General features: G+C 52.9%; 21 protein-coding genes. 12 read left to right on the top strand and 9 right to left on the bottom strand.

Going from position 1 to position 23938, the window contains the following annotated elements; all coding sequences use genetic code 11:
- The first annotated feature begins 28 nt into the window (after positions 1–28).
- A complete protein-coding gene (locus GO013_RS08835; protein WP_163810248.1) occupies positions 29–1057 on the top strand; it encodes a hypothetical protein in 1029 nt (342 codons plus the stop codon).
- Between the two features lies 1 nt (position 1058).
- Here the strand turns inward: GO013_RS08835 and lepB are convergent, their stop codons facing one another.
- From lepB to GO013_RS08815, 4 genes are read right to left on the bottom strand one after another with little or no spacing between them, the layout of a single operon-like run.
- Positions 1059–1907 carry a signal peptidase I gene (lepB, locus tag GO013_RS08830; protein WP_163810246.1) on the bottom strand — a complete coding sequence of 283 codons (849 nt, stop codon included), beginning with the start codon at positions 1905–1907 and terminating at the stop codon, positions 1059–1061.
- Between the two features lie 37 nt (positions 1908–1944).
- Positions 1945–2964 carry a glycosyltransferase family 2 protein gene (locus tag GO013_RS08825; protein WP_163810244.1) on the bottom strand — a complete coding sequence of 340 codons (1020 nt, stop codon included), beginning with the start codon at positions 2962–2964 and terminating at the stop codon, positions 1945–1947.
- 2 nt (positions 2965–2966) lie between these two features.
- Positions 2967–3890, bottom strand: coding sequence for a TIGR00269 family protein (locus GO013_RS08820; RefSeq protein ID WP_163810241.1), 924 nt, complete (start codon positions 3888–3890; stop codon positions 2967–2969).
- 13 nt (positions 3891–3903) lie between these two features.
- The gene (locus GO013_RS08815; protein ID WP_163810239.1) at positions 3904–4101 is read right to left on the bottom strand and encodes a MoaD/ThiS family protein; all 198 of its coding nucleotides are present in this window, start codon (positions 4099–4101) and stop codon (positions 3904–3906) included.
- Positions 4102–4339: 238 nt separating this feature from the next.
- Between GO013_RS08815 and GO013_RS08810 the strand changes: the two genes are divergently transcribed.
- The 6 genes from GO013_RS08810 (at position 4340) to GO013_RS08785 (ending at position 8824) form a co-directional block, all read left to right on the top strand.
- A complete protein-coding gene (locus GO013_RS08810; RefSeq protein WP_163810237.1) occupies positions 4340–4711 on the top strand; it encodes a response regulator in 372 nt (123 codons plus the stop codon).
- A 149-nt stretch (positions 4712–4860) separates the two neighbouring features.
- A complete protein-coding gene (locus GO013_RS08805; protein WP_163810235.1) occupies positions 4861–5502 on the top strand; it encodes a site-2 protease family protein in 642 nt (213 codons plus the stop codon).
- 25 nt (positions 5503–5527) lie between these two features.
- Positions 5528–6517, top strand: coding sequence for a tryptophan--tRNA ligase (gene trpS / locus GO013_RS08800; protein ID WP_163810233.1), 990 nt, complete (start codon positions 5528–5530; stop codon positions 6515–6517).
- A gap of 66 nt (positions 6518–6583) precedes the next feature.
- Complete coding sequence (locus GO013_RS08795) at positions 6584–7012, top strand: peptidylprolyl isomerase (protein ID WP_163810232.1); 429 nt, start codon at positions 6584–6586, stop codon at positions 7010–7012.
- An 88-nt stretch (positions 7013–7100) separates the two neighbouring features.
- Positions 7101–8276: a pyridoxal phosphate-dependent aminotransferase gene (locus GO013_RS08790; RefSeq protein WP_163810230.1), complete on the top strand. Its 1176-nt coding sequence runs from the start codon at positions 7101–7103 to the stop codon at positions 8274–8276.
- A 251-nt stretch (positions 8277–8527) separates the two neighbouring features.
- A complete protein-coding gene (locus tag GO013_RS08785; RefSeq protein ID WP_163810229.1) occupies positions 8528–8824 on the top strand; it encodes a late competence development ComFB family protein in 297 nt (98 codons plus the stop codon).
- 854 nt (positions 8825–9678) lie between these two features.
- Here the strand turns inward: GO013_RS08785 and GO013_RS08780 are convergent.
- From GO013_RS08780 to GO013_RS08770, 3 genes are all read right to left on the bottom strand, one after another.
- Entirely contained in the window at positions 9679–12843 is a 3165-nt protein-coding gene (locus GO013_RS08780; RefSeq protein WP_163810227.1) for an efflux RND transporter permease subunit, read from the bottom strand.
- A gap of 8 nt (positions 12844–12851) precedes the next feature.
- On the bottom strand, positions 12852–13922 hold the full coding sequence (locus GO013_RS08775) for an efflux RND transporter periplasmic adaptor subunit (protein WP_239057805.1): 1071 nt from the start codon (positions 13920–13922) through the stop codon (positions 12852–12854).
- A 66-nt stretch (positions 13923–13988) separates the two neighbouring features.
- Positions 13989–14402, bottom strand: coding sequence for a MarR family transcriptional regulator (locus GO013_RS08770; RefSeq protein WP_343219555.1), 414 nt, complete (start codon positions 14400–14402; stop codon positions 13989–13991).
- 160 nt (positions 14403–14562) lie between these two features.
- Here GO013_RS08770 and GO013_RS08765 point away from each other — a divergent pair, with 160 nt between their 5' ends.
- Positions 14563–17664 (top strand): UvrD-helicase domain-containing protein, encoded by a 3102-nt coding sequence (locus GO013_RS08765; RefSeq protein WP_163810223.1) that lies wholly within the window; start codon positions 14563–14565, stop codon positions 17662–17664.
- On the opposite strand, the gene GO013_RS17000 is transcribed toward GO013_RS08765, so the two are convergent.
- Positions 17661–17804, bottom strand: coding sequence for a hypothetical protein (locus GO013_RS17000; RefSeq protein ID WP_203529477.1), 144 nt, complete (start codon positions 17802–17804; stop codon positions 17661–17663). The two genes, GO013_RS08765 and GO013_RS17000, sit on opposite strands and share 4 nt — an antisense overlap.
- A gap of 73 nt (positions 17805–17877) precedes the next feature.
- Between GO013_RS17000 and cbiR the strand changes: the two genes are divergently transcribed.
- The 4 genes from cbiR to polA are packed head-to-tail and all read left to right on the top strand — an operon-like array spanning position 17878 to position 22893.
- A complete protein-coding gene (cbiR, locus tag GO013_RS08760) occupies positions 17878–18702 on the top strand; it encodes a cobamide remodeling phosphodiesterase CbiR (RefSeq protein WP_203529476.1) in 825 nt (274 codons plus the stop codon).
- Complete coding sequence (locus GO013_RS08755; RefSeq protein WP_163810221.1) at positions 18699–19208, top strand: bifunctional adenosylcobinamide kinase/adenosylcobinamide-phosphate guanylyltransferase; 510 nt, start codon at positions 18699–18701, stop codon at positions 19206–19208. Before cbiR ends, GO013_RS08755 begins: the two co-directional genes overlap by 4 nt.
- A 5-nt stretch (positions 19209–19213) precedes the next feature.
- Positions 19214–20209 (top strand): DHH family phosphoesterase, encoded by a 996-nt coding sequence (locus GO013_RS08750; RefSeq protein WP_163810219.1) that lies wholly within the window; start codon positions 19214–19216, stop codon positions 20207–20209.
- 20 nt (positions 20210–20229) lie between these two features.
- The gene (gene polA, locus GO013_RS08745) at positions 20230–22893 is read left to right on the top strand and encodes a DNA polymerase I (RefSeq protein ID WP_163810217.1); all 2664 of its coding nucleotides are present in this window, start codon (positions 20230–20232) and stop codon (positions 22891–22893) included.
- A gap of 57 nt (positions 22894–22950) precedes the next feature.
- Here polA and GO013_RS08740 read toward each other — a convergent pair whose 3' ends face one another.
- Positions 22951–23664, bottom strand: a complete 714-nt coding sequence (locus tag GO013_RS08740; RefSeq protein ID WP_163810215.1) for a transporter substrate-binding domain-containing protein — start codon at positions 23662–23664, stop codon at positions 22951–22953.
- Between the last annotated feature and the right edge of the window lie 274 nt (positions 23665–23938).

Raw genomic sequence — 23938 nt, 5'->3', positions numbered from 1 at the left:
AATTGAAAAAATGTCGAATGGGAGATATATGCGATTTTCACTGCGTTTTGCCGTGTTGACAAGCGTCCTTTGTGGTCTGATCTGGGTCACCCCCGGCCATACTGATCGCACGTCTGTACAACGCCGCGCCGCATTCGACATCGGTTCCGCCGTCATCAAATGTACCATTGCCGACGTGGATTCCTCCACGGGCGACATTGTGGAAATTATCGAAACCGTCACACAAAAAGTGGATTTTGCAGAAGACATGGCCCGGTCCTACGACGGCAACCTCAGTCAAGAGATCATGGATGAAGGAATCGCGGCACTGAAAACAATCAAACGCGTGGCTGCGGATCTGGATGTCCAGGACTATTCGGCGGCTGGCGGTGCCATTTTTCGATCGGCCAACAATGGGCGGGCCTACTTTGTCCGTATCAAACAAGAAACCGGCATTCCCTGTCGCATCGTCTCCGAACAACAGGCGGCCATGTTGAGCTATCACGCGGTCCAACAGGTTCTAGGATCATCTGCACAAGGACTGCTGGTCTGGGATATCGGCGGTGGCAGTATGCAAATGACGACCCGCCACCTGAGAGGCGAACTGCTTTTCTATCTGGACCCCATGGCCTCAGTATCTTTCAAGAATGTCGTCATCGGCACCATTCAGGGTAAAGATATTTCCATGGTCTCAACGCCCAATCCGGTCAATGCCAAAGAGGTCCAATTGGCCCTCGCACACATCAAGACCCACGCGACCACATCCGTTCCACCGCTTATCATATCTCGATTGCGACATTCAAACATGTTGGTAGCGGGTATTGGCGGTGTCCACTATTACGGCATTCCCGAACTCATCGGCAAACGCGACACCGTCTTTACCAGAGACGATGTTGCCACAGCCCTCACCCATTGGACCAACAAACAGGACGCGGCGTTCGACAGCGACTTTGCCGACACCCGATTGACCAATCTGATTCTTGTTTTAGGATATATGGACGCCTTGGGCATCGACGAAGTCCATCCGCTCATCATCAATCAATCCGACGGACTGCTCGCCGCCCCGGAATTCTGGTAGGCTAACGAACGTCCAAACCGAGCCGGTCAATCCATGACTCAGGTGCCTTATCACTCGGGAGATAGACATATCTGGCCCGGGCGAGAATCTTGTCCCGTTTGACCGCTCCCCACCACCGAGAGTCATAACTTTCTTCACGGTTGTCACCCATGACGAAATACTCATCCGCTCCAAGCGTGACAGGCTGCAACACATCCCGCTGCGGCAACCGACTGTCCTTGGTATGACGCGCATACGATTCTTCCAGCCGTTGCCCGTCGATAAAAACCTGTTGCCGCCGAATGTCCAGCGTCTCCCCCGGAAGCCCGATGACGCGCTTGATAAACGTGATATTTTCATCTTTTGGATACGAAAAGATGACGACATCCCCCCGTCGTAGCGCATCGCCCTCCTCCAGATTCTCTGCCATGAAATAATCCCCTTCATACAAGGCCGGAATCATTGAACCGGATGCAGCGGTATATGTCTTGTACGGTTGGGAAAGGCACAGTTGCAATAAAATTCCCAAGACAATGTTCACCACCATGAACAGACCATAGACCCACCACCGATTGCCCTTACCCGGTGTATATTCCTGCATGGATTGTGCAGAAACATAGGCTTCACCAGCCACAAAAAATTTATACCCGAGGACAATAGCAAGACAGAGCAGCATGGACACGAAATCGGCCATGAACCACATCATGCCCAAAGAAAAAACCAACTCGGCCAGCAGAAAACCAATCCCTTTTTTCCACTGTCCATTATAGACCTGACCAAGACCCGTCACGATAAATGACGATAGTCCAGCCAGCCACGGCCTTCTCGGCTTAAAATCAGACACACTTTGGAGAATATTCGTATCAGTCATGGAGGAACCATGCCAGATTCATCAAGAGAAGAAAACATTAAGCCACAGGTATGAAATCCCGTCCCAAGACATACCCCCGCCCTTGCAGAAAATCGGCGATATCCTCACGCGCCCCGCGACTGCCTACATAGGACAGACAAAAAGCGGTGCCCGCTTCCGGGACATCATGCCGATCGATCACCGGCACCCCGTTCACCACATGCCCAATCTTGCGGGGATCAATATCATAATACGCCGCGAATTCCATACCATGATTGAGCAACAGATCGGCCCGTTTGCGCGTCACACGCCCGGACCCCAAGATATGCACCACCGGATGCAAAGGATTGTTTCGAGCCAGCCACCGGGCCAAATACGTTGTCTTGATCCGATAAAACGCATCCACATCATATCGAGGATGGGTCCGGGACAATCGAGTCGGAGGATCATTCCAAACCAGCAACTCCGCATCCACCTTCGCCATGCGAACGCCCGCTTCCAGCCACCGAAGAAACAACTCATAATCTTCCGGGAAATCACCCTCGCGGTACATGCCGTGTCGAGCAATACACTCCCGCCGGTACATGATGGATGGGTTGGGTACCGGAAATTCGACGAATCGATGCACACTGATCGCGTCATGCGAAAGCACGGTATTGGTCCAATCCACATAGTGCGCGTACCCGGCACACGTTTCCCGACACCCGCCAAACTGGATTCGACACCCGACCAGCCCGACATCCGGGTTCGCATCGAGAAATCGAGACTGGGCAGCCAATCGATCCGGCAAGGATTCATCATCCGCATCCATCCGAGCGATATATCGACCACGAGCCGCCTCAATACCCGCATTGGCCGCAGCAATCACCCCACCATGGGGAATGGTCACAATCCGAATACGGGAATCCCGACGCGCATAGTCCGCCAGGATTCCCGCTGTTGAATCAGTACTGCCGTCATCCACGGTCACCACTTCGAAATCCGTCATGGTCTGCCGCAGCAGGCTCTCAAGAGCCGTGCTCACGGTCTCCCCGCAATTGTAGCAGGGCATGGTGACGGATATCGCTGGGATGGACATGATTATGCGACGCCTGCTTCCACCTTGCTCGCCTGAACCGCCGCACGAATGCGACAGACCGAACACACTCCGGCACTGGTGGGCGACCCACATTCCTCACAGGGATGCAATTCCACGCCGACCTCTTTTTCCAGATTGGCAAAAGCGGGCTTTCCTTTCTTGAGAAAGGATTGATAGAACTGGAATTTCTGGCCTGGGCTTCGATATTCCAGTTCTCCCCACATTTCCTTATGATTGGTAAAACTCGCACCCGACGCATACGGACACGGATCGGAATGAATTTCGATCCCCTTGAGAAAAGCGTAATTGGCGGTCTCGAATTCACTCAATCGGAACAACGGCTTGACCTTGCGCACAAAACCATCGCTGGCGGGCAACACCGGTCCCTGATCGGACAGATACGCGGTATCCCACCGCAAGGTATTGGCAAAAAGACGAGCCACTTCATCATCCAGATTGTGGCCGGTGGCCAGGACATCAAAGCCCTCTTCAACAGCAATACGATTGAAATGATGCCGTTTCATCTTGCCGCACACCGAGCACACGGGCCGTTTGACGTATTGCTTGATATCCGGAATGGGCAATCCCCATTTTTCCATTTCAAACACGCGCAGATTCAAATCATGCAACGAGCAAAAATCCTCGACTTTCTTCCGGGCCTTTTCCGAAGATTTTGGAATGCCAAGATCGATATGCAACCCCGTGACATCATAGCCTTGCAATTTCAATTCGAGCATCAGGGCCAACGAATCCTTGCCGCCGGACAAGGCCACAAGAATTCGTTCGTCATGGGTAAACATCTTTTCCCGACGAATGGCTGTTTCCACCTGTTTGGTGAAAAAAAGCGGGAAACAGTCCTTGCAAAATCCGGAATGGTGACTGGGCAACGCGACACAGGCGGTCTTTTTACAACGAATACATTTCATGGTGTATCCTCCCTTATCCTGCGGACGTTACTTTACGAACCATCAGCGTATCGCCATTTTTCAACATCCGATCCGCTGTGAGCAATTCACCGTCGCGCACGACGATGACCATGGTTGAACGGAGCTTCAATGTATTCAGCACAGCAATGACCGAGCGCGTATTGTGCATCTCGATCTGCTCTCCGTCCGGTTCAAGATTCACTGTAATCATCAACTTCTCCTTTTTTTCCGCCAGTCGCTTTGATGGCCAGCGGCGTGTCCGGACACTACAGGGGAAGCAGATCCTGTTCAACCCTCGTGTCTCTGTGGGAAAAAGACGGAAATATTCACCACCATCGACAAAACGCGACGATATGTTAGAATCTGGATGAAAACACGAAACCTTTGTTGACCCAAAAGCGAAGATTCGCGTATATTACCCATAAGGGAATGATCCCAAGGAGGATTTCATGAGCCAACCGAAGATTCTCGTTGTCGATGATGAAAAACATATCCGTATGCTCTATCGGGAGGAACTCGAAGCAGAAGGATATACGGTCGCCACCTCAGATGGTGAAGAGGATATCCTCGATGTCATGACACGAGAAAACCCGACCATCGTCATTCTGGATATCAAACTCGGTGTCAGCCGTTCCGGGCTTGATCTTTTGCAGGAAATCAGAACCAAGGATCTGCAAATTCCAGTCATTCTTTCAACGGCATACGATTCTTTCCAGCATGACCTCAAATCCATTGCAGCCGATTATTATGTCGTCAAATCTGTTGACCTCTCAGAACTCAAGGACAAGGTCCGCATGGCCCTGAACAAGTCCGGCATGTAACGCGAATCGTATGACCAGCCTTTCTCCAATGAAAGCACCCTCCCGAAATTTGACGGTGGGTGCTTTCTCTGGACAACACCCCTGAATTCTGGTCCCGTGACGAGACATTCCTCTTGCCGTTATGCCCCCATACATGGTAGCCGCATCGCATGTTTGATATTACCGCACAAGACATCCAGCTCTATCTCATCATGGCTCCGGGCCTGCTTATCGCATTGGTTTGCCATGAGGTAGCCCATGGATTCGTGGCGTATTTGCTCGGTGATCCCACGGCCAAATCCCAAGGGCGTTTGACACTCAATCCGCTCAAGCATCTGGACCCCATTGGAACACTGGCCTTTTTCTTTGTCCAATTCGGGTGGGCGCGTCCCGTTCCCGTCAATGCCGGATATTTCGCCAAACCCCGGCAAGGCATGATGCTCACGGCCATGGCCGGACCCGGCGTCAATTTTCTGCTGGCCGCGCTCTTTGCCCTAGCATTTCATATCATGGTTGCCTTCAACCTTGATGGACGGAGCGCATTCTATGCCGTGGCGTACTACGGCGTCTTCGTCAATCTCATTCTCGGCGTTTTCAACCTGCTGCCCATTCCGCCGCTGGACGGCAGCAACGTTGTCGCGTACTTTCTCCCTCCGAAAGCAGCCTATACGTTCATGTCGCTGAGCCGCTATGGCTTCGTCATCCTCATTGGCATCATCCTGTTGGGGCGCTTCACCGGTTTTTCACTGGTTGGCGAGCTGATCCTGCCCGTGGTTCATTTCATGGCCAGCCTGCTCGGCATCCCCATGTAACCCTTTAGACACTAGCAAATTCATCATGAGCGAAAGAAAACGCATCGTTTCCGGCATGAGACCCACCGGTCCCCTTCATCTTGGTCACTATTTCGGCGTTATCGCCAACTGGGTCAAACTCCAGGAAGAATATGACTGTTATTACTTTGTCGCTGACTGGCACGCCCTGACCAGCGAATACGCCGATCCCACCAGAACCAAAGGTTTTGTTCCCGGCCTGGTCAAAGACTGGGTCGCCGCAGGCCTGGACCCGGAAAAATGTAGTATTTTCCAGCAGTCCATGGTCAAGGAACACGCGGAACTCAACCTGCTTCTGGGCATGACCACCCCGCTTGGCTGGCTGGAACGGTGTCCCACATACAAAGAACAGAAAACCGAATTGGCCCAAAAGGAATTGAACACCTTCGGTTTTCTCGGCTACCCCGTGCTCATGACCGCAGACATTCTCATGTACAAGCCGTGCGCCGTGCCCGTGGGCAAGGATCAGTTGCCACACCTGGAGCTGACCCGCGAAATCGCCCGTCGTTTCAATCATTTGAACAAGACTGACCTTTTCCCGGAACCGGCGGACATGCTCACCAAGGAATGCAAATTGCCCGGTCTCGATGGTCGCAAGATGTCCAAAAGTTACGGCAACTCGATCATGCTCTCAGAGCCGATTGACGAAATCATGCCAAAACTGCGCGGCATGAAGACCGATGAGAACCGGCTTCGCAAGTCCGATCCGGGCGATCCGAATATCTGCAACCTGTACCCGTACCACGAACTCATGACCGACCCGGCCAAGCTGCCCGAGATTCAGGAAGGCTGCCGAAACGCCTCATGGGGATGTGTGGACTGCAAGAAACTGCTCATGAAATCCATGGAAGAATTTCTGACGCCCTTGCACGAACGCCGCGCAGCCTGTACTGACGCGATGGTTCAGGAAATTTTGTACGCCGGCAACGAAAAAGCCCGCGCCTACGCACAGCAAACCATGGCAGAAGTTCGTCAAGTCATGAATTTCGACTTCTAGACAAAAACATTATATAGAAAAAAAATCCCGTACTCTTTCGGGACCACACAACACGCAGGAGACACTATGGCAGCCCAAAAAGGCAGCACTATCAAAGTCCACTACACCGGCACACTCAAAGCTGATGGAAGCCAATTTGATTCCAGTGAAGGCCGCGAGCCTCTTGAGTTCAAACTCGGCGAGGGCATGGTCATCGCCGGTTTCGAAAAAGCCGTCATTGGCAAAAACGTCGGTGACACCATGACCGTGGAGATTCCCCCGGAAGAAGGCTACGGCAATCCCAATGAGGAGCTGGTCTTCCAGGTCCGCAAGGACCAAATGCCCCCCAACGTCGAGTTGGAAGAAGGCATCATGCTGGAAATTCGCACCGAAGACGATCAGCCAGCGTATGTTCGCGTCACCTCGTTTGACGAGGAACTCGTCACATTGGACGGCAACCACCCCTTGGCGGGACAAACACTCATATTCGACATTGAGCTTGTGGACGTTGCGTAAAGAACGACACATTCATTAAATAATTGCCCCCGCTTCTTGCTGAATACGGCAGGGGCGGGGGTTTCCTTTTAACAGGCGGAAAAATCACATGAGCATTTCAAAACGCTGTTGCGACCTGACCCCTTTTCTGGTCATGGAAATCCTTGAGGCTGCCCAGGCCATGGAGCGCAATGGCGAATCCATCATTCACATGGAAGTGGGCGAACCCGATTTTGACACACCCGACTGTGTCAAACGCGCTTCCTGCAAGGCTCTCGAAAACAGCCAGACGCACTACACCCACTCACTCGGTCTCCTCGAACTCCGAGAGGCCATCTGCGAAGATCACGCGAAACACTACAATGTCACCATCGATCCCGCGAACATCATCGTGACGCAGGGCACCAGCCCGGCGATGCTGACCCTGTTCTCCACCCTGCTCGAACCCGGAGACCAGATCATCACCAGCGATCCATGCTACGCGTGTTACGACAATTTCATCACCTTTGCCGGTGCCGAACAAATCAAGATCACGGTCTCCGAAGACGACGGTTTCCAATACCGCGTGTCCGCCATTCGCAAGGCGCTTGAGGCCAACGACAACATCAAAGCGATCCTCATCAATTCACCCGCGAATCCCACAGGCACCCTCCTTTCAAAGGAGCGGATGCAGGCCATTGCGGCGTTGGCCGAAGAATACGGACTCTGGATCGTGTCCGACGAAATTTACCAAGGGCTGGTCTACGGAGAAACCGGGCATTCAATTCTCGAATTCTCCGACCGAGCGTTTGTCCTGAACGGATTTTCAAAGCTCTATGCCATGACCGGCTGGCGACTGGGATATCTCATCGCCCCGCCCCAGTTCATGCGCACGCTGCAAACCGCCTGTCAAAACTTCTTCATCTCCGCCAACAGCATGGCGCAATGGGGAGGTCTAGCCGCGCTCAAGGAAGCCGGTGACGATGTCGAACGCATGAAAGCGACCTACGACAAACGCCGTCTGTACATTCTCGACCGACTCACCGCCATGGGATTCACCATCAAGAACATCCCCACCGGCGCGTTCTACGTCCTGGTCAACATGCGCCATCTGGCCGCAAAATTCGGCGGCAGTTCCCTCAAACTCGCCTACGACATTCTCGAAAAAGCGAAAATCGGCGTCACACCCGGAATCGATTTCGGCGAAGGAGCGGAAGGGTACATCCGGTTCTCCTATGCGACCTCGATGGACAACATCAAGGAAGCCATGAATCGGCTCGAACGCTATCTGAAAGAGTTCGAATAGTTCATCTCCGCATCACCACACGCTCAATCCTCGATCGGGACATGCCACCATGTCCCGATCTTTTATTTACCCCGCAGCTACTCCCGACTCACCCTCTTTCCACTTTCCTCTCCGCTCCATCGCCCCCCCCCACCTCTTTTCGCTGCACAAATCAACGACTGGCCGCTCTCTCAGCTCACGATTGCACCACCCCAAAAACATGGGTATGCTCATCCCAAACAGGTATTTCACTTTTGTCCATAGGATCGATCATGCAGCAAGAACCAGTATACATACACAATGTCGATGTTTCGAAAATCGTCAATCGGAACGAAAAACGCGTCGCTGAACTCATTCCGCAACTGCTCAATGACTATTATCAGGATTTCATTTTCGAAGATCTCGATATCCAGGATATCTACGCGCTCACGCTCAATCTCATTCCCGCCGGATACGCTCAGTCAGGTTCCATTGTTCTCTCCAACCGATTATCCGATTTCGAAATCAATTCGAAAATCCGTATCGCCGTCGAAAGAGTCCTCGAAAACCCCACCCGAGCAAGTCGCTAGGGGAAAGGGAGGGACAGGAAGGGAAGATGCCTCCGGCGGCTGGGGGAAAGGGGGAGAAAAACCCTTTGAAAAGGGTTCTTTCTCCCCCTTTCCCCCAGACCCCCAATCCCTCTCTTTTCCTAAACTTTTTGGGTGCGCTTCGCGCAAGGGATAGTCAATAAAGAGGCTCTTCTTGAATGAATTCCCCAACACGCTGCCATCATTTCCTGTGCGCTCGACTTCCAAAACAGGCAGCGTCGGCAACCGGCCGCGACAAAAAAGCGCGGGAGAACTTTCCGATCAAAGAAAGTCTCCCGCGCTTTTTTGTCGCGGCCATTCCATGGCCCAACCTCACGCATTCGTGCACCCCTCGCCGACAGGCGACATGGGATTCCAAAGGCCCTCGGCCTTTGGCAGGTCCAGGACGGCGTCCTGATCTCCATGAAATAGGCCTTTGGCAGCATTCCCCGAAGGGTCCTGCCGAAAAAGACCACCGATAAGTACTTTCTACATTGCCTCCAAACTTTTCATATATACTTTGCGAAAAAGGACGGGACCATTAAAAAGAACTCTTCATGAATTCATCTCTCAACACGCTGCCATCATTTCCTGTGCGTTCGACTTCCAAAACAGGCAACGTCGGCAACCGGCCGCGGCAAAAAAGCGCGGGAGAACTTTCCGATCAAAGAAAGTCTCCCGCGCTTTTTTGTCGCGGCCATTCCATGGCCCAGCCTCACGCATTCGTGCACCCCTCGCCGACAGGCGACATGGGATTCCAAAGGCCCTCGGCCTTTGGCAGGTCCAGGACGGCGTCCTGGTCTCCATGAAATGGACCTCCGGCAAAATCCCCGAAGGGTCCTGCCGAAGGCACCTGATTATTCCATTCCTTTTCTGCTGCCGACTTCTTCCATTCCGATCACAAACATGAGCAATGCGGGAATGACGAACACGGTAAAGACCGTGGACAAAGCCAATCCGCCGAGTACGACGGACCCAAGTCCTCGATAAAGCTCCGAACCAGGCCCGGGGGCCACGGCAAGCGGAAGCATACCAAAAATCGAGGTTGTCGCGGACATGTAGATTGGCCGCAATCGAGTTCGCGTGGCTTCGATGACAGCTTCTTTGTGCTCCATACCGTGCTCACGAATATTGTTAAGCGACTGGTGCACGATGAGAATGGCGTTGTTGACAACAACACCAATGAGAATGACAAATCCGAGCATGGTCAGAATATCAAGGGCCTGTGGACCGATGAGAATGTTCTCCAACCACAATCCGAGGAATCCGCCGGCCCCGGCAAGCGGCACCGTAAACAGGATGATAAACGGATAAATAAAGTTCTCGAACAAGGCAGCCATGAGCAGATACGTGATGATGATTGCGAGAATGAAGTTCCACTGCAAGGCATCACGGGTCACGGTGAGCTTATCGGCCGCACCGGATAACTTGGCCTGCACGCCGTGCATGACACCGGTCTTTTCAACGGCAGGAAGAAGCTTTTCCTGAATAAGTTCCATGGCCGACTGCAACGGCATATCCGGCGGCGGCGTCACCTGGAGGGTGATGGTCCGCCGTCGTTCGAGATGTCGAATCTGGTTTACACCATAGGTATTTTCCATGGATGCGAGTGATGAAAGCGGGACCGCCCAGCCCTTTGGTGTCGCCACCAATTGGGAATAGAGTTCTTCGGGTGTCCTGACATCTTTACTGGCCGCTTTGAGAATCAGATCAATCTTTTTTTTGCCCTCTTCCTTGTAATCACCAATTTTTCGTCCATCGAGAATCACGTCCACAGCCATGCCCAGATCAGAGGCGGTCAGGCCAGCGGCACGCACCCGATCCCGATACGGATGAAAACGAACCTCGGGATAGAGCAATTCCAACGAAGGAATCGGTCGAATCTGGGCACCTTGAATGGCTTTGGAAGTCATGCCAAACATAGTCCCGGCAGCGGCCACAAGCTGTTCCAGATCGTCACCGGAGAAATCGACATTGATAACCCGTCCTTCACCAAGCCCCTGCTCGAAGATCGAAGCTTGCAGGGCAACCCCGAACATGCCGGGAATCGAGTTGATCAACCGCATGAAATACGGGATCAATTGGGCGGCATTCTGCTCCTCGTTAGAAATGGCTCCAAAAAGGTGGATCGTGGGATGCGACACGAAGAACAGACTTTCGATACCCGGGACATCCCCGATACGTTTGTCGAAATGCGGCTCCACCTCTTCAAAGATGTAGGAACCAATCTCGGCTCGTTCCTCATAGGAAAGACCTGGCGGTGGAATCAAAATGGACAAGATAAAGTTCCGGTTGCCCTGCGGCAGATATTCCATCTTCGGGAACATGGTCCACACGATCAGCACTGAGACCATGGTCAAACCAACGACTGTTACAAGCCGACTGACCCAATTTTTGAGGGACAAGCGCAACAGCATGGTGATGAAACCCGCCCCCAGACTTCCAAACTTGGTCAACGGAGCAAGCACACGCTTGGCAATGGATAGGCCAGCAGGCTTTCGCGGCCCGCCACTGTTTTTGGCCTTCTTCTTTTCGGCAATGGCATAAAACCGATTGGCCAACATGGGAATGACCAACACAGAGACAAAGAGTGACAGCACGATGGCGCAGGTCACGGCAATGGCGATATCCTTGAACAACTGTCCGGCTTCCTGCTCCATGAAAACAACGGGAAGGAAGACAGCAACCGTGGTCAATGTCGAGGCCAAAACCGCGCCCCAGACTTCACTGGCACCATCATAGGCCGCCCTGAAAGCTGTTTTGCCCATATGTCGGTGTCGGTCGATATTTTCAAGAACAACAATGGCGTTGTCCACGAGCATCCCGACGGCAAAAGAGATTCCGGCCATGGAGACAATATTCAGACTACGTCCCGCCGCAGCAAACATGATGAATGCACCAATGATGGACACGGGAATGGACACAGCCACGATAATCGTGGAACTGAACGATTGCAGGTAAATGAACAAGACCAGAATGGCCATCGCAGATCCGATGAGAATATTCCGCTGCACCAGATCAATGGCACCTTCAATGTATGGCCGCTGGTCATAGACCCAATCGAGAACAATATCTTTTTCGGCCAACACGTTCGCGTTCAAGTCCTGAACAACTGCTTCCACCGCATTGGTCATGTCCAGAATATTCGTTCCGGGTTCGGGCTTGACGCCAACGGCAATACCGGAAGCATGCCGTTGCAACATGACCGTGACCGGCTTTTCATTGCCTCGGGACACCGTGGCAACGTCTCCGAGCGTCACACGAAACTGCCCGGAAGAAGTAATGACAACGGATTTGATATCATCAATGGATTTGAATTCGGCTGGTGTGCGGATACGGAAATCGCGCCGTCCGACCCCGAGTGTTCCGGCGGCCACAGACACATTTTCCTTCTGCAACACAGTCATGAGTTCCGTGACCGTCAAGTTATACGAAGCCAACTTGGTCGGGTCCACGACGATATGCATTTCGTCTTCACGACCACCGCCCATGAACAGATCAGCCACACCGGGCACACGTTCGATATACTGCCGAATCTCATTCTCAAAAAATGTCATGTATGTCGTGACGTCCGCATCGTTGCCGGGCAATCCCTTGAGCAACATCCAGATCACGGGCGAGGTGGACGCACCCGTGGCAGAAATAATCGGTCGATCAACGTCATCAGGATAATCCGGAACTTCATCGAGTTTGTTGGACACACGCAAAAGCGCACGATCGATTTCGGTCCCGATCTCGAATTTGAGCGTCAATTCAGACAAGGAGTTATAGTTGGAACTCTCCATCTTGGTCAGACCAGGAATGCCTTTGAGCACCTTTTCCTGCTCTTCAATGACATCACGCTCCATTTCATAGGGCGTAGCTCCGGTCCAGGAGGTCGTCACGGTGATGACGGGTTCGGTGACGTCCGGCGACAATTGATACGGCAGGCTTAACAATGCGACCACGCCGAACATGGTCACCAGAATGACACCAACCAGGACAGCAACGGGTTTTCGTATGGCGGTTCCGACAATATCCATAACGCCCCCTATTGCTGCTTCATGGGTTGAGCGGCGACAGGCTGCTGCGGTTGAAGCCGCTCATTGCCCTTGACCACGACATCCATGCCTTCCTTGAGTGTCTTGGATTTCACGCCAGCACTCAAACCGCGGTACCCGACCACGTAAACAGGCATGGGCACAGCCTTGCTGTCAATGACGCACCAGACGACCAACTGCCCACGAGCGGAAATAATTGCATCGCGTGGCACGATCAACGTCTTGCCGCCAACGCCTTTAGGCAGTGTCACACGAGCTTCCATGCCCTCGGCCAGCGAGCCATCATTTTTGACCCGAATCTTGACCGGGAACGTCCGGGTGGTGATATCTCCTTTTGGAATGGTGGCGAACACCGTGCCCGTCAGTTCCTTACCCGCAGTGTGGACAATGACCTTAAGACCTGGGCTGACAACACCGAATGCTTCACGCGGGGCATTGACGACCACATCGAATTCATCGTCACGCGCCACCACGGCCACGACCGAACCTTTGGAGACCCATTCTCCCCGAAACGCTTTTCGTTCAAGGACAATTCCATCATATGGCGCACGAATCGTCTTTTTATCCCGCTCGGTATACAGTCGATTCAAAATCGCTTTTGCCGCGATCATCTTCTTTTCGGCGGACACGGCAGTCAGCCGCTTGGTATCGTATTCACCCTCGGCAACGGTCGCGCTTTCGTACAACTTGGTTGTCCGAACATTTTCCCGTTTGGCCAGCTCATACTCGGCCTTTGCCTGCTCCATCAATGCATTTCCATTGGCAATGGTACGGCTCAGAATCTCGGAAGACAAAACCACAAGCGGATCATTCTTCTTGATCCGCTGCCCTTCCCGAACCTTCAACCCAACCAGCTTGCCGTCAACTTCGGCGGCCACATTGGAAATTTCCGTAAAAAAGACGGTCCCGATATATTCGGTTTGCGGCGCCATATCTCCTGTTGTCACCTTGTCGATTACGACAGGAGAAGGAGGCCTTTCTCCTGATTTCTGGGCCAGAACCGGCGTGGCAAGCAACACGGCAAGTCCACAACAAATAAGAAATAAAAATATCTTTTTCATGAATACCCCATTCATCATACTATATTTTTACAAACACCTATGGGAAACCTCGACAACACGCAGTCGTCAAGAACTACATTCAACATTTTGCAACAGCTTCTCCTCTCGTTCTGGAGATGTAATGATCTGCCACAAGACCTTCTGGCAAATGGCAAGCTCGGCGGGATCCACATCTTTCACGGTCTGCGCAAGGACATGCACCACCGGCTCAAATGAAGATTCGATCAAAGTCCGACCGGCTTCGGTGATGTACAGGAACTTAACCCGACGATCAGCCTTGCTCGATTCCCGACGCAACAAACCACGTTTTTCCAGCGCAGACACCAACCGGCTGACACCAGTTTTTTCCTGAGACATGACTTCGCACAATTCGCCTTGAGTCAAGCCGTCCCGTTTGTATGCAGGAATCAAAGCACGCCATTGTTCGACAGTGATATCAAGCCCGGCTTCGGCGAATCTGGCAGACAAATCATTTGTCACGATTCTCGAAACCTTCCATGTCAAAAAACCAAGAGACCCCTGCGGGTTTAATTCGTGTAAAGGCATTTGAAAGTTGTAACTGCAACAAAATACAGGGTCAACCCATTTTTCCCACTGACTTCTGTTGCAATAAAGATCGTATGGTTATACTGTTCCGTCCATGGAAAGATTCACCGCAGACTTGCACATCCACTCCCGTTTTTCTCGCGCTACGAGCAAGAACTTGACCATCCGGAGCCTGGCAGCTTGGGGGCGCCTCAAAGGACTGACCGTCCTGGGTACCGGAGATTTCACGCACCCCGAATGGCTGGCCGAAATCGAAGATCAGCTCCAGGACAATGGAAAGGGACTCTTCACCCTCAAGGAATCCGATGGGCTTGAATCGGAAATTCCGACTTTTGGAGGAGAAATTCCCGGCCGTGTCCGCTTCATGCTCCAGACCGAGATCAGTTCCATTTACAAACGCGGCGGCAAAGTCCGCAAGGTCCACAATCTCGTGTACATGCCGGACATTGAATCCGTGAAACGGTTCAACGAAAAGCTGGGCGAAGTCGGCAACCTCGCATCCGATGGCCGTCCCATTCTTGGCCTTGATAGCCGCGACCTCATTGACATGGTATTGGAAACCCATCCCATGGCCTTTCTGGTCCCGGCGCATATCTGGACCCCATGGTTCTCACTCTTCGGGTCTCGGTCCGGGTTTGATTCCATCCGCGAATGTTTCGGCGACTATGCCGATGAAATCTTCGCCATGGAAACCGGGTTGTCTTCTGACCCGGAAATGAACTGGACCTGGTCGGAACTCGACCGCATCAAACTCATTTCCAACTCGGATGCCCATTCCGGCGAAAAATTGGGACGCGAAGCCAATCTGTTCCGTGGTGAAATCTCCTATGAAGGCATTTATCGCGCACTGCGAAGCGAAGGTCTGGGCCACAAATTTCTCGGTACGGTGGAATTTTTCCCGGAAGAAGGGAAATATCACATGGACGGGCACCGTAAATGCGGCGTGTCCATGGACCCGCACGAGACCATTGCCCGCGATGGCATCTGCCCGGTCTGCGGCAAGCCCGTTACCGTAGGCGTGTATAACCGCATCCTTTCTCTGGCTGACCGTGAAGAGCCGGTCAAACCCGCTGGTGCAGCGAATTTCGTATCCATGATTCCGCTCAAGGAAATCCTCTCCGAAGTCGTGGGAGTCGGACCGAAGTCAAAAAAAGTCAACCTGCTCTACATGAAACTGCTCAAGGCCTTTGGCAACGAGCTGGATATCCTCCAACGCGCTCCGGCAGAAGACCTCAACAAATTTGCTCCGCATCTGGGCGAAGGACTATCCCGTATGCGGGAAGGACTTGTCATCCGCAAAGCTGGATTTGACGGCGAATACGGCACCATTACCGTCTTTTCCGAAAAAGAACGCGATGAAATCAAAAACGGCGGGACCCTGGTGTCCATGGCCGTGCAGGACACACATCAGGATGTGGGCGAACGGGCCAAACCGACCAAGGTTGTACTCCGCAAAAAGACCTCCGTCCCTCAGATGAAATATAACAAAGAACAACAGGTCGCCATTGACGCAGGTCCGGAAGCCGTCCTGGTCATGGCCGGTCCCGGCACCGGCAAGACGCAGACGCTGATGGGCCGCATTGATCGACTCATTGCCGACGGGGTTCCCCCGAAACGCATACTCGCCCTGACCTTCACGCGCCGGGCCGCACAAGAGCTGCGGGACCGCATGAAACATCTGCGAGGAGACAGCACGGACACGCCCCAGGCCGGCACCCTGCACTCCTTGTGCTTCGACTATTGGCGACATGCCTATTCCGACACACCAATCGTGGTTCCGGAAGCTGCGGCCAAAAAACTGTTCGCCGAAGTCAACCCGGAATTCGCCGGTAAAAATCTCGACCACTACTGGAACAAGTACACCTTGGCCCGCGAACGACTGGAAGAACTACCCGAGGATCTGGCCGAAGCACATATTAATTACGGCAACCAGAAAAATCATTGGGATTTGGTCGATTATACCGATCTGCTCGAATTCATGCTGGAACAATCCGGCGCACCGACGTTCAAAATGCCGTATACCCATGTTTTGGTGGACGAAGTCCAGGACCTCACTCCGCTGCAACTCGCTGTCATCAAAGGCGTTGCCGGTCCATCCGGTGAAGGCGTCTTCTGCATCGGCGACCCCAATCAATCCATCTACGGATTCCGGGGAGCCACACAGGATGTGGAAAAACGACTCACTGAATTGTGGCCCAAGATGGAGTCCATCACCCTGTTGGAAAACTACCGATCCGGACAGGCCATTCTTGACACTGCGGCATCCCTGTTCCCGGATGCACCCAAGTTGCACGCCAATCAAGATATTGCCGCAACGATTCACCTTTTTGAAGGACCGGATGGAATACGGGAAGCCTCGTGGATCAGTGACCGCATCAAGGCACTCATCGGCGCGACCAGTCATTCCATCGCGGATCATGGAGAATGCGGCACACTCGCTCCGGGAGATATCGCAGTCCTTGTCCGGTTCAAGGCCCTTATTCCCATTCTTGAAAAGATCCTGAAACGCGCGGGTATTCCCGTCTCCACCCCGGAACTGGAAGGATTCTGGCAGGAACCACGAGTCGCCAGCATTCTCAAGGCCGCCCAACAATTTCTGGGCATGACACTATCTGATTCGGAAGATGTGCTCGATGTCCCGGATCATATTCTGGCCAAAGGCCCGGTCGCACTGGCCGCCTTTTTGAACGAAACACCGCCATTCGATCAATTCTTCTGGGAAAGCAGACAGTTCAAGGAACTGAAAAAGGAATTCAATCAACGTGGTGGGTGGCAAGGATTGGTCAACTGGGTCAGCCTCCAGACAGAGCTGGAACTGGTCAGAAAATCAGCGGAAAAAGTGCAAATCATGACCCTTCATGCATCCAAGGGATTGGAATTCGATGCCGTCTTCATGCCTGCGTGCGAAGAAGGTATCCTTCCCTTTGCCGGAATGAATCTGCTGACGGCCAAGGTGACACTCACTCCGGGCCGGGGGCAACGATTCCACGAAGAACGCCGCCTGATGTTCGTGGGCATGACCCGTGCCAAACGGCATCTGTACATCAGCCGTTCCGACAAACGACAACTGTACGGCAAGAAGCTGAATTTGCCCGCATCCCGCTACCTTCGAGAATTGCCACACAATCTGTTGACGAAGTCCACTCTGGCCGCCAAACGGGTGACCAAAGAGAAACAACTCGGTTTACTCGATTAAAAAAAGAATCGATACAAACCGCGTTCATACACCCGGCACAGATGCCGTGCGGTAAAGACGGATAGCCCCGCCTGACGCAGACGGCAAAAAAGATGCAGCGGGTTGAAAATATGCTGGCAGAAGTTTTTGAGTCGTATCATGGCTCTGACCTCGGCAATTCGTGCGTTTGTCCGTATTTTTGCAAGGTCTGTGCCCGATATCAAGAGAGCAACAATGCCCGACAGTTTCAAAAAAAATCGCCGTGACAACGGGGAAAAACCTGCACGCCAATGGCCTGATTCCGTCAGCGAGGCTGAACGAAAATGGGCTGTGAAATTTCCGTATTCCGTTGCCGCACCGTCGTTTGTCATCCCTGCGGGGGCTGCTGAAAACGCGGTGTATCTCGCCGGACGATTCCCGGAAATCGACCTGCTTTTTTTCGAAGCCGAAGCCTGTCTCGCCTATACGGACGTTGATCTGCCCCCATCCCTGGCTGAACTGCCGGTGTCGTGGCATGTTCACTTGCCCCTGGATCTCGATTGGTCAACCGGGCTGGACACCATCTGGCACACCTTGGACAGACTGATTGACAAAGCAGCCTTCCTGTCTCCGCATGCCTATGTTCTGCATCCCCCCACCGAACTGGATATGCTCATCCCGCTAGCCGCACGGTTACGGGACAAAGGGGTCGATCCTGCGAATTTTCTCATCGAAAACATCCAGGGATATAGCCTGATACCCATCTGGGATGAAATCCGGGAAGCCGGCTATTCCGCGTGTCTCGATATCGGTCATCTGCTGGCCTACGAACAAGAGAAGATTCTCGATTTGCCCGACCTGTGGCGACATGTACAGATGCTCCATGTCTACGGCATGGAAACCCGCCAGCGGCACCAGCCCCTCTCGAACATGGACAAGAGTGGACGCGACCTGTTACGCACTCTGCTCAACAATTTTACCGGACCGACAGTCACACTGGAACTGTTCAATGAGCAGGGCCTGTTTCATTCCCTTGACCTTTTGGGTCAGTGGACATCCTGCTGGAGTAACGAATCATGATAACGCTGATACTTGGCGGCAACAAATCCGGGAAATCCGACTTTGCACTCGACGTGCTGTCCAAGGCTGAACAACCGGGCGTTTTCATCGCCACAGGCAAAGCCAAGGACTTCGCGTTTCGTGAACAGATCGCCAAGCACCGGAGAGAACGTTCCGCAACCCTTGAAGTTATTGAAGTTTCCGAGGACTTGCCTCAAGCGCTGAGACAGGCTAAATTGCACTTTCCGTCTGTGCTTGTGGACAGTCTCGACTACTGGATTTTCGCCTGTCGAGAAGCTGGATGTGCAGACGAAAAAACACAGGAACTCATGGATGTTCTCACGGATTGGGACTCCACGAATCTGATACTGGTTTCCTGTGAAACCGGACTCGGAGTTTTACCGGCTTCCGGTGAAGTCCGAGCATTTGTTCGGAGCCTCGGCGCGCTCAACAAAAGCATCGCCGAACAGGCCGACCAGGCATTTCTGGTCGCTGCCGGGCTTCCGTTAACCCTGAAACGGGGATAGCTTTTTTGGCACTCTTTCGACAATTGGATGAACAGGTCGAGCACTTGCTCGAACTCTTCACCAAAGACGATAACTGGCTTATCGTCATCAATGCCGACCCGGACGCACTGGGATCGGCCCTGGCGTTGAGGCGCATCATGGCGCGTCGAGTCAATCGAACCGCCATTGCACAAATCAACGAGATCAAACGACCGGACAACCTGTCGATGATCCGTTATTGCCGCATACCCACGCAAAAATTGACGCCGACACTGGCGGTCCAGTTCGACAAATTCGCGCTGGTAGACTCGCAGCCCCACCACAATCCCGAATTCAAGCAATTCGATTTTTCTGTGGTGATCGATCATCACCCCATTGCCGAAGACAATCTGGTCGAGGCCGAATATGTGGATATCCGGCCCAAATACGGCTCTGTCTGCACCATGATGACCGAATACCTGTACAATATGAAAATCCGCCCGGCCAAACTCCTGGCCACGGCCCTGATGTACGGTATCCGCTGCGACACCAAAACCTTTGAACGCAAGTTCATCGACGCAGACATGGCGGCCTTCAAATTCTTGTCAAAATTCGCTGATTCCAAATTGATGAACCGCATCAGCCGCAGTGAATTCCATCTGGACTGGATGCGCTACATTTCCCGCGCGTTCTACAACCTGCGCCGGGTGGGAAAAGGCTTGTTCTCCTATTGCGGTAATGTGGAAAACCCAGATATTCTGGTCATTGTCGCCGACTTCTTCACCCGGGTTCACGATGTTCCCTGGGTGGTCGTGTCCGGAACATCGGAAGACAAACTCGTCTGCATCCTTCGCGGAGACGGCCAACGCCGCGATATGGGGACCATGGCCCAAAAACTCATGAATGGTCTCGGATCTGCCGGAGGTCACAAACAGGCCGCCCGCGCCGAAGTCCCCATCGAGGAACTGGACGGCGTGGACCCGGAAATATTCATGCTCAAACGAATCGGACAAGGTCGCAAGGCCACGATTCGTAAAGTATAACTCTTACTCACACCATATATATGTCGCTCAAAGAACACCTCAATTTCGATACGGACCCCATTTACCTTATCGACGGAACCGCCCTGCTCTATCGGGCCTTTTATGCCCGCGCCGACCTGTCTCGCTCGGATGGTTTTCCCACCAACGCGATCAACACGGTGCTCAGGGTGCTCATGAACCTGCTCAAGGACGAAAAGCCGAAACACGTCGCATTCATGATGGACGGTCGAGGCAAGACGTTCCGCAATGACTTGTATGACCAATACAAGGCAAACAGACCGCCCATGCCCGAAGCATTGGCCGATCAGATCGAGCCGGTCCAGCAAGGTGTTCAATTGCTGGGTCTCAAGCTTCTTGTCTCCCACGGCGTCGAGGCTGACGACTGCATCTGCGCTCTGGCGAATCGCTATAAAAAGGATCGTCCCGTCATCATTCTGGCCTCAGACAAGGACATCAAACAGTGCCTTGATACCAACGTGGCCATGGTCAGCCAGCACGGACGCAAGCAAACCTTCTACACACTCGAGAGTTTTCGGGAAAAAGAAGGCATGGAACCCACGACATGGCCGGATTTCCAGGCTGTCATCGGCGACTCGGCGGACAATATCCCCGGCATCCACAAAGTCGGACCAGTTACAGCGCGCAAAATTTTTGCAGCGACCGGTCCCACGCTGGAAGAAATGCGTGACAATATCGACAAACTCCCGGAAAAACTCCGCGCCAAGGTTGAACCGGAACTCGAAAAAGTCTTCATGTTCCGCGACTTGACCCGCATGAAAACGGATTGTTGTGACAATCCCATTGACGATTTTCTGGTGCAGGACATGGACGTGGACGCACTCAACGCCTTTCTCGAAGAGTACGAACTGCGCGGTTTGCAACGGGACTTGCCCAAAAAGATGGCAACCCAAAAAGAAGCAAGCACACCGCAAGTCACTGCGCAATCCGCGCAACCTGCACAGGCACAGGGCGACGGCATGTTATCCTTGTTCGGCGAAACTCCAGCCACACCGCAGGTCGAAGAACCTCTGGCCGTGAATGAAGCACCATCCATCGCTGAACTACCAAATCTGGCAGGCGAAGACGTGGGCCTCGTTTTCACAAAAAACGGCTTCTTCATCGGCATGGAAGGAACAGAATATCGCTATACCGGCGATGTCGCCGATCTGGTTCGCGCACTTGCGGACGCTTCAGTGATCGCCACCCCCTCAGTGCAGGATTTACTGCGGGCGGATTCGGCATGGGAATACATTCTGGCAAGCCAATGGTTTGACCTCAGTCTGGCGGCCTATCTTCTCGACCCGGAATCCCGAAACTACACCTGGACCCGACTCAAACAATCCATGTATCAGGATAGACGACCGGAATTTGTCCAATCAGCCAAGGGACTGCATTCGCAATCCCAGGGATTGGCCGCACTGGCCTACATGCAAGGCGTTCAAGGACAGGTGGAAACCGCTGAACTCGGTCCACTCATGCACACGCTGGAAATACCGCTCATCCCGGTTCTGGTTGCCATGGAAAAAAACGGGATCTCGGTTGACCTTGACGCATTCAAAGGATTTCTCGATGATGTCAGTGCGCAACTGGCCGAGCTGACCCGAACCATTATCGGCCACGCCGGAGAGGAATTCAACATCCGCTCCAGCCAACAACTGGCCGTGGTGCTGTTCGACACCCTCGGGATCAAAGCTGGTTCGAAAACCAGCACCGGACTCCGATCCACCGCCAACCAGGTCCTGGAAAAGATTCGGGATCAACACCCCATCGTGGAAGCGGTGCTCGAATATCGCATGCTGGAAAAACTGCGTTCCACCTATCTGGAACCATTGCCGAAACTGGTGGATTCAACCTCCCGGTTGCACACCCATTTCAATCAATTGTCCACCGCCACAGGCCGACTCTCCAGTTCGCAGCCCAACCTGCAAAACATCCCCATTCGCGGGGTGCATGGACCTCGGATGCGCGCCTGTTTCAACGCGGCCCCGGGCAATCTGTTGGCTGCTGCTGATTACTCACAAATCGAGCTGAGAGTTCTGGCACATTTTTCCAAAGATCCGGCTTTGATCGTCGCGTTCCGTCATGATGAGGACATTCACTCACGGACCGCAGCCCTGCTCAACGACAAAACCGTTGAGGATGTCACATCAGAAGAACGGCGTGGCGCAAAAACCATCAACTTCGGTCTGATCTACGGTATGGGTGTTCAGAAACTGGCCCGAGAACTCAAGATCAAACAGACCGAGGCCAAGGAATTCACGGAAAAGTATTTCGAAAAAATGGCCACACTCAAGACGTACTACGACACCATCGTTGAAGACGCCCAAAAACACGGCTTCGTCACCACGCTTGCCGGACGGCGCCGTCTGTTGCCGGAACTGCATTCCCGAAACAACCAACTCGCGTCCCAGGCCAAACGCCAGGCCGTGAACACGGTCATTCAGGGATCAGCCGCCGACATCATCAAAATGGCCATGCTCGCGGCCCAGACGGACAAGGAACTACAAGAACTCGGAGCCAAGCTCATTCTTCAGGTGCATGATGAACTTATCATCGAGGCCCCGAAGGAAACCATTGAAGCCGCGGGGCAGCGTCTCACACAAATCATGCAGGACATCGCACAACTGGATGTCCCGCTCAAGGTCGATATGGGAATTGGAAAAAACTGGGCCGAAGCGCATTAGACGCACTCGCAACCCATGAGATAAAAAAGACCGCCTGACACTCTGTCGGGCGGCCTTTCATTCATCAAGAATGCACGTCTCCGGTGCCAATTGCGCATACCTTCGGACGATTTTATCAATCACCCCTTCCTGCTTCATCTGTTGGATCACCGCGTCAAATTCATCCAGCCGGTCGCAATACACACATCCTTTACGAAGCAGGAGATGAAATGGCATTGACGTCAGTACGACTTTAGTCTGCACGATTGAACCACTCACCTTGCCGTCAATGATGTGCGCCCATGCCGCCCCTGGCCATTCCACAGCAATGTCAGCACGTTTATTGGCCAGCATCCGCCAGACATTTTTCAACTGGGGCGTTTGGTGGGTCGTTATCCCTTGCGACTCGAAGTAAACATCACTCCAGCCATTGCCGACATATGTCACGACCGACAAATCATTTTTTAAAATATCGTCCAGTGAGGTAATGGCCTCGATCTCAGCCATCTTCGGATGATCTGCATAGGTAAAAACCGTCAGCTCTTTTACATAAAATGGATGCTTGTGGGTGACAGTGTACGTCATTCGTTCCTCTGTCGGCACTGAAACCATGGCCGTTGCCTGACCGCATTTCACATTCATCTGGCAACGCCCCCACGGATATTCATGCCAGATTGTGCCAATCCCCATCCGCGACAGAGCCTCGGTAATGATATCACCAAAAATGCCTTCGACCCCACCACCGGTCTTGTGCGTGAAAAACGGCCAATATTCAGGATAATCAATATGCAACTTCGGCGAATTCGCCAGGGCCGTCCTCCCCCACAGCACGCCCCCGAAAACGAGCACGGCCAGGAGCCAGCAAAAACGTGATTTGTACAATTTATGAATGGATATCTCATGTGCCATACTCTTAATTTAGCAAAGTGAAAACAACAGTCAACACGCTCGACTGAATAATAACGCCACAAAAATACCATGTCGGCACTCCAAGGCTTAATCTGGTAACAGTACCAGTAAAAGTGAAGCTCAAAGGAGGCCGACATGGCTAGGATTAAAATATCAT

Source organism: Pseudodesulfovibrio sp. JC047, from assembly GCF_010468615.1.
Classification (GTDB): domain Bacteria; phylum Desulfobacterota; class Desulfovibrionia; order Desulfovibrionales; family Desulfovibrionaceae; genus Pseudodesulfovibrio.
This window is presented reverse-complemented; position numbering and strand designations above follow the sequence as displayed.

Bases quoted from the DNA above. Each gene is read 5' to 3' on its own strand.
- GO013_RS08835 (WP_163810248.1), top strand. From the start codon at position 29: ATGCGATTTTCACTGCGTTTTGCCGTGTTGACAAGCGTCCTTTGTGGT.
- lepB (WP_163810246.1), bottom strand. From the start codon at position 1,907: ATGACTGATACGAATATTCTCCAAAGTGTGTCTGATTTTAAGCCGAGA.
- GO013_RS08825 (WP_163810244.1), bottom strand. From the start codon at position 2,964: ATGTCCATCCCAGCGATATCCGTCACCATGCCCTGCTACAATTGCGGG.
- GO013_RS08820 (WP_163810241.1), bottom strand. From the start codon at position 3,890: ATGAAATGTATTCGTTGTAAAAAGACCGCCTGTGTCGCGTTGCCCAGT.
- GO013_RS08815 (WP_163810239.1), bottom strand. From the start codon at position 4,101: ATGATTACAGTGAATCTTGAACCGGACGGAGAGCAGATCGAGATGCAC.
- GO013_RS08810 (WP_163810237.1), top strand. From the start codon at position 4,340: ATGAGCCAACCGAAGATTCTCGTTGTCGATGATGAAAAACATATCCGT.
- GO013_RS08805 (WP_163810235.1), top strand. From the start codon at position 4,861: ATGTTTGATATTACCGCACAAGACATCCAGCTCTATCTCATCATGGCT.
- trpS (WP_163810233.1), top strand. From the start codon at position 5,528: ATGAGCGAAAGAAAACGCATCGTTTCCGGCATGAGACCCACCGGTCCC.
- GO013_RS08795 (WP_163810232.1), top strand. From the start codon at position 6,584: ATGGCAGCCCAAAAAGGCAGCACTATCAAAGTCCACTACACCGGCACA.
- GO013_RS08790 (WP_163810230.1), top strand. From the start codon at position 7,101: ATGAGCATTTCAAAACGCTGTTGCGACCTGACCCCTTTTCTGGTCATG.
- GO013_RS08785 (WP_163810229.1), top strand. From the start codon at position 8,528: ATGCAGCAAGAACCAGTATACATACACAATGTCGATGTTTCGAAAATC.
- GO013_RS08780 (WP_163810227.1), bottom strand. From the start codon at position 12,843: ATGGATATTGTCGGAACCGCCATACGAAAACCCGTTGCTGTCCTGGTT.
- GO013_RS08775 (WP_239057805.1), bottom strand. From the start codon at position 13,922: ATGAAAAAGATATTTTTATTTCTTATTTGTTGTGGACTTGCCGTGTTG.
- GO013_RS08765 (WP_163810223.1), top strand. From the start codon at position 14,563: ATGGAAAGATTCACCGCAGACTTGCACATCCACTCCCGTTTTTCTCGC.
- GO013_RS17000 (WP_203529477.1), bottom strand. From the start codon at position 17,804: ATGATACGACTCAAAAACTTCTGCCAGCATATTTTCAACCCGCTGCAT.
- cbiR (WP_203529476.1), top strand. From the start codon at position 17,878: ATGCCCGACAGTTTCAAAAAAAATCGCCGTGACAACGGGGAAAAACCT.
- GO013_RS08755 (WP_163810221.1), top strand. From the start codon at position 18,699: ATGATAACGCTGATACTTGGCGGCAACAAATCCGGGAAATCCGACTTT.
- polA (WP_163810217.1), top strand. From the start codon at position 20,230: ATGTCGCTCAAAGAACACCTCAATTTCGATACGGACCCCATTTACCTT.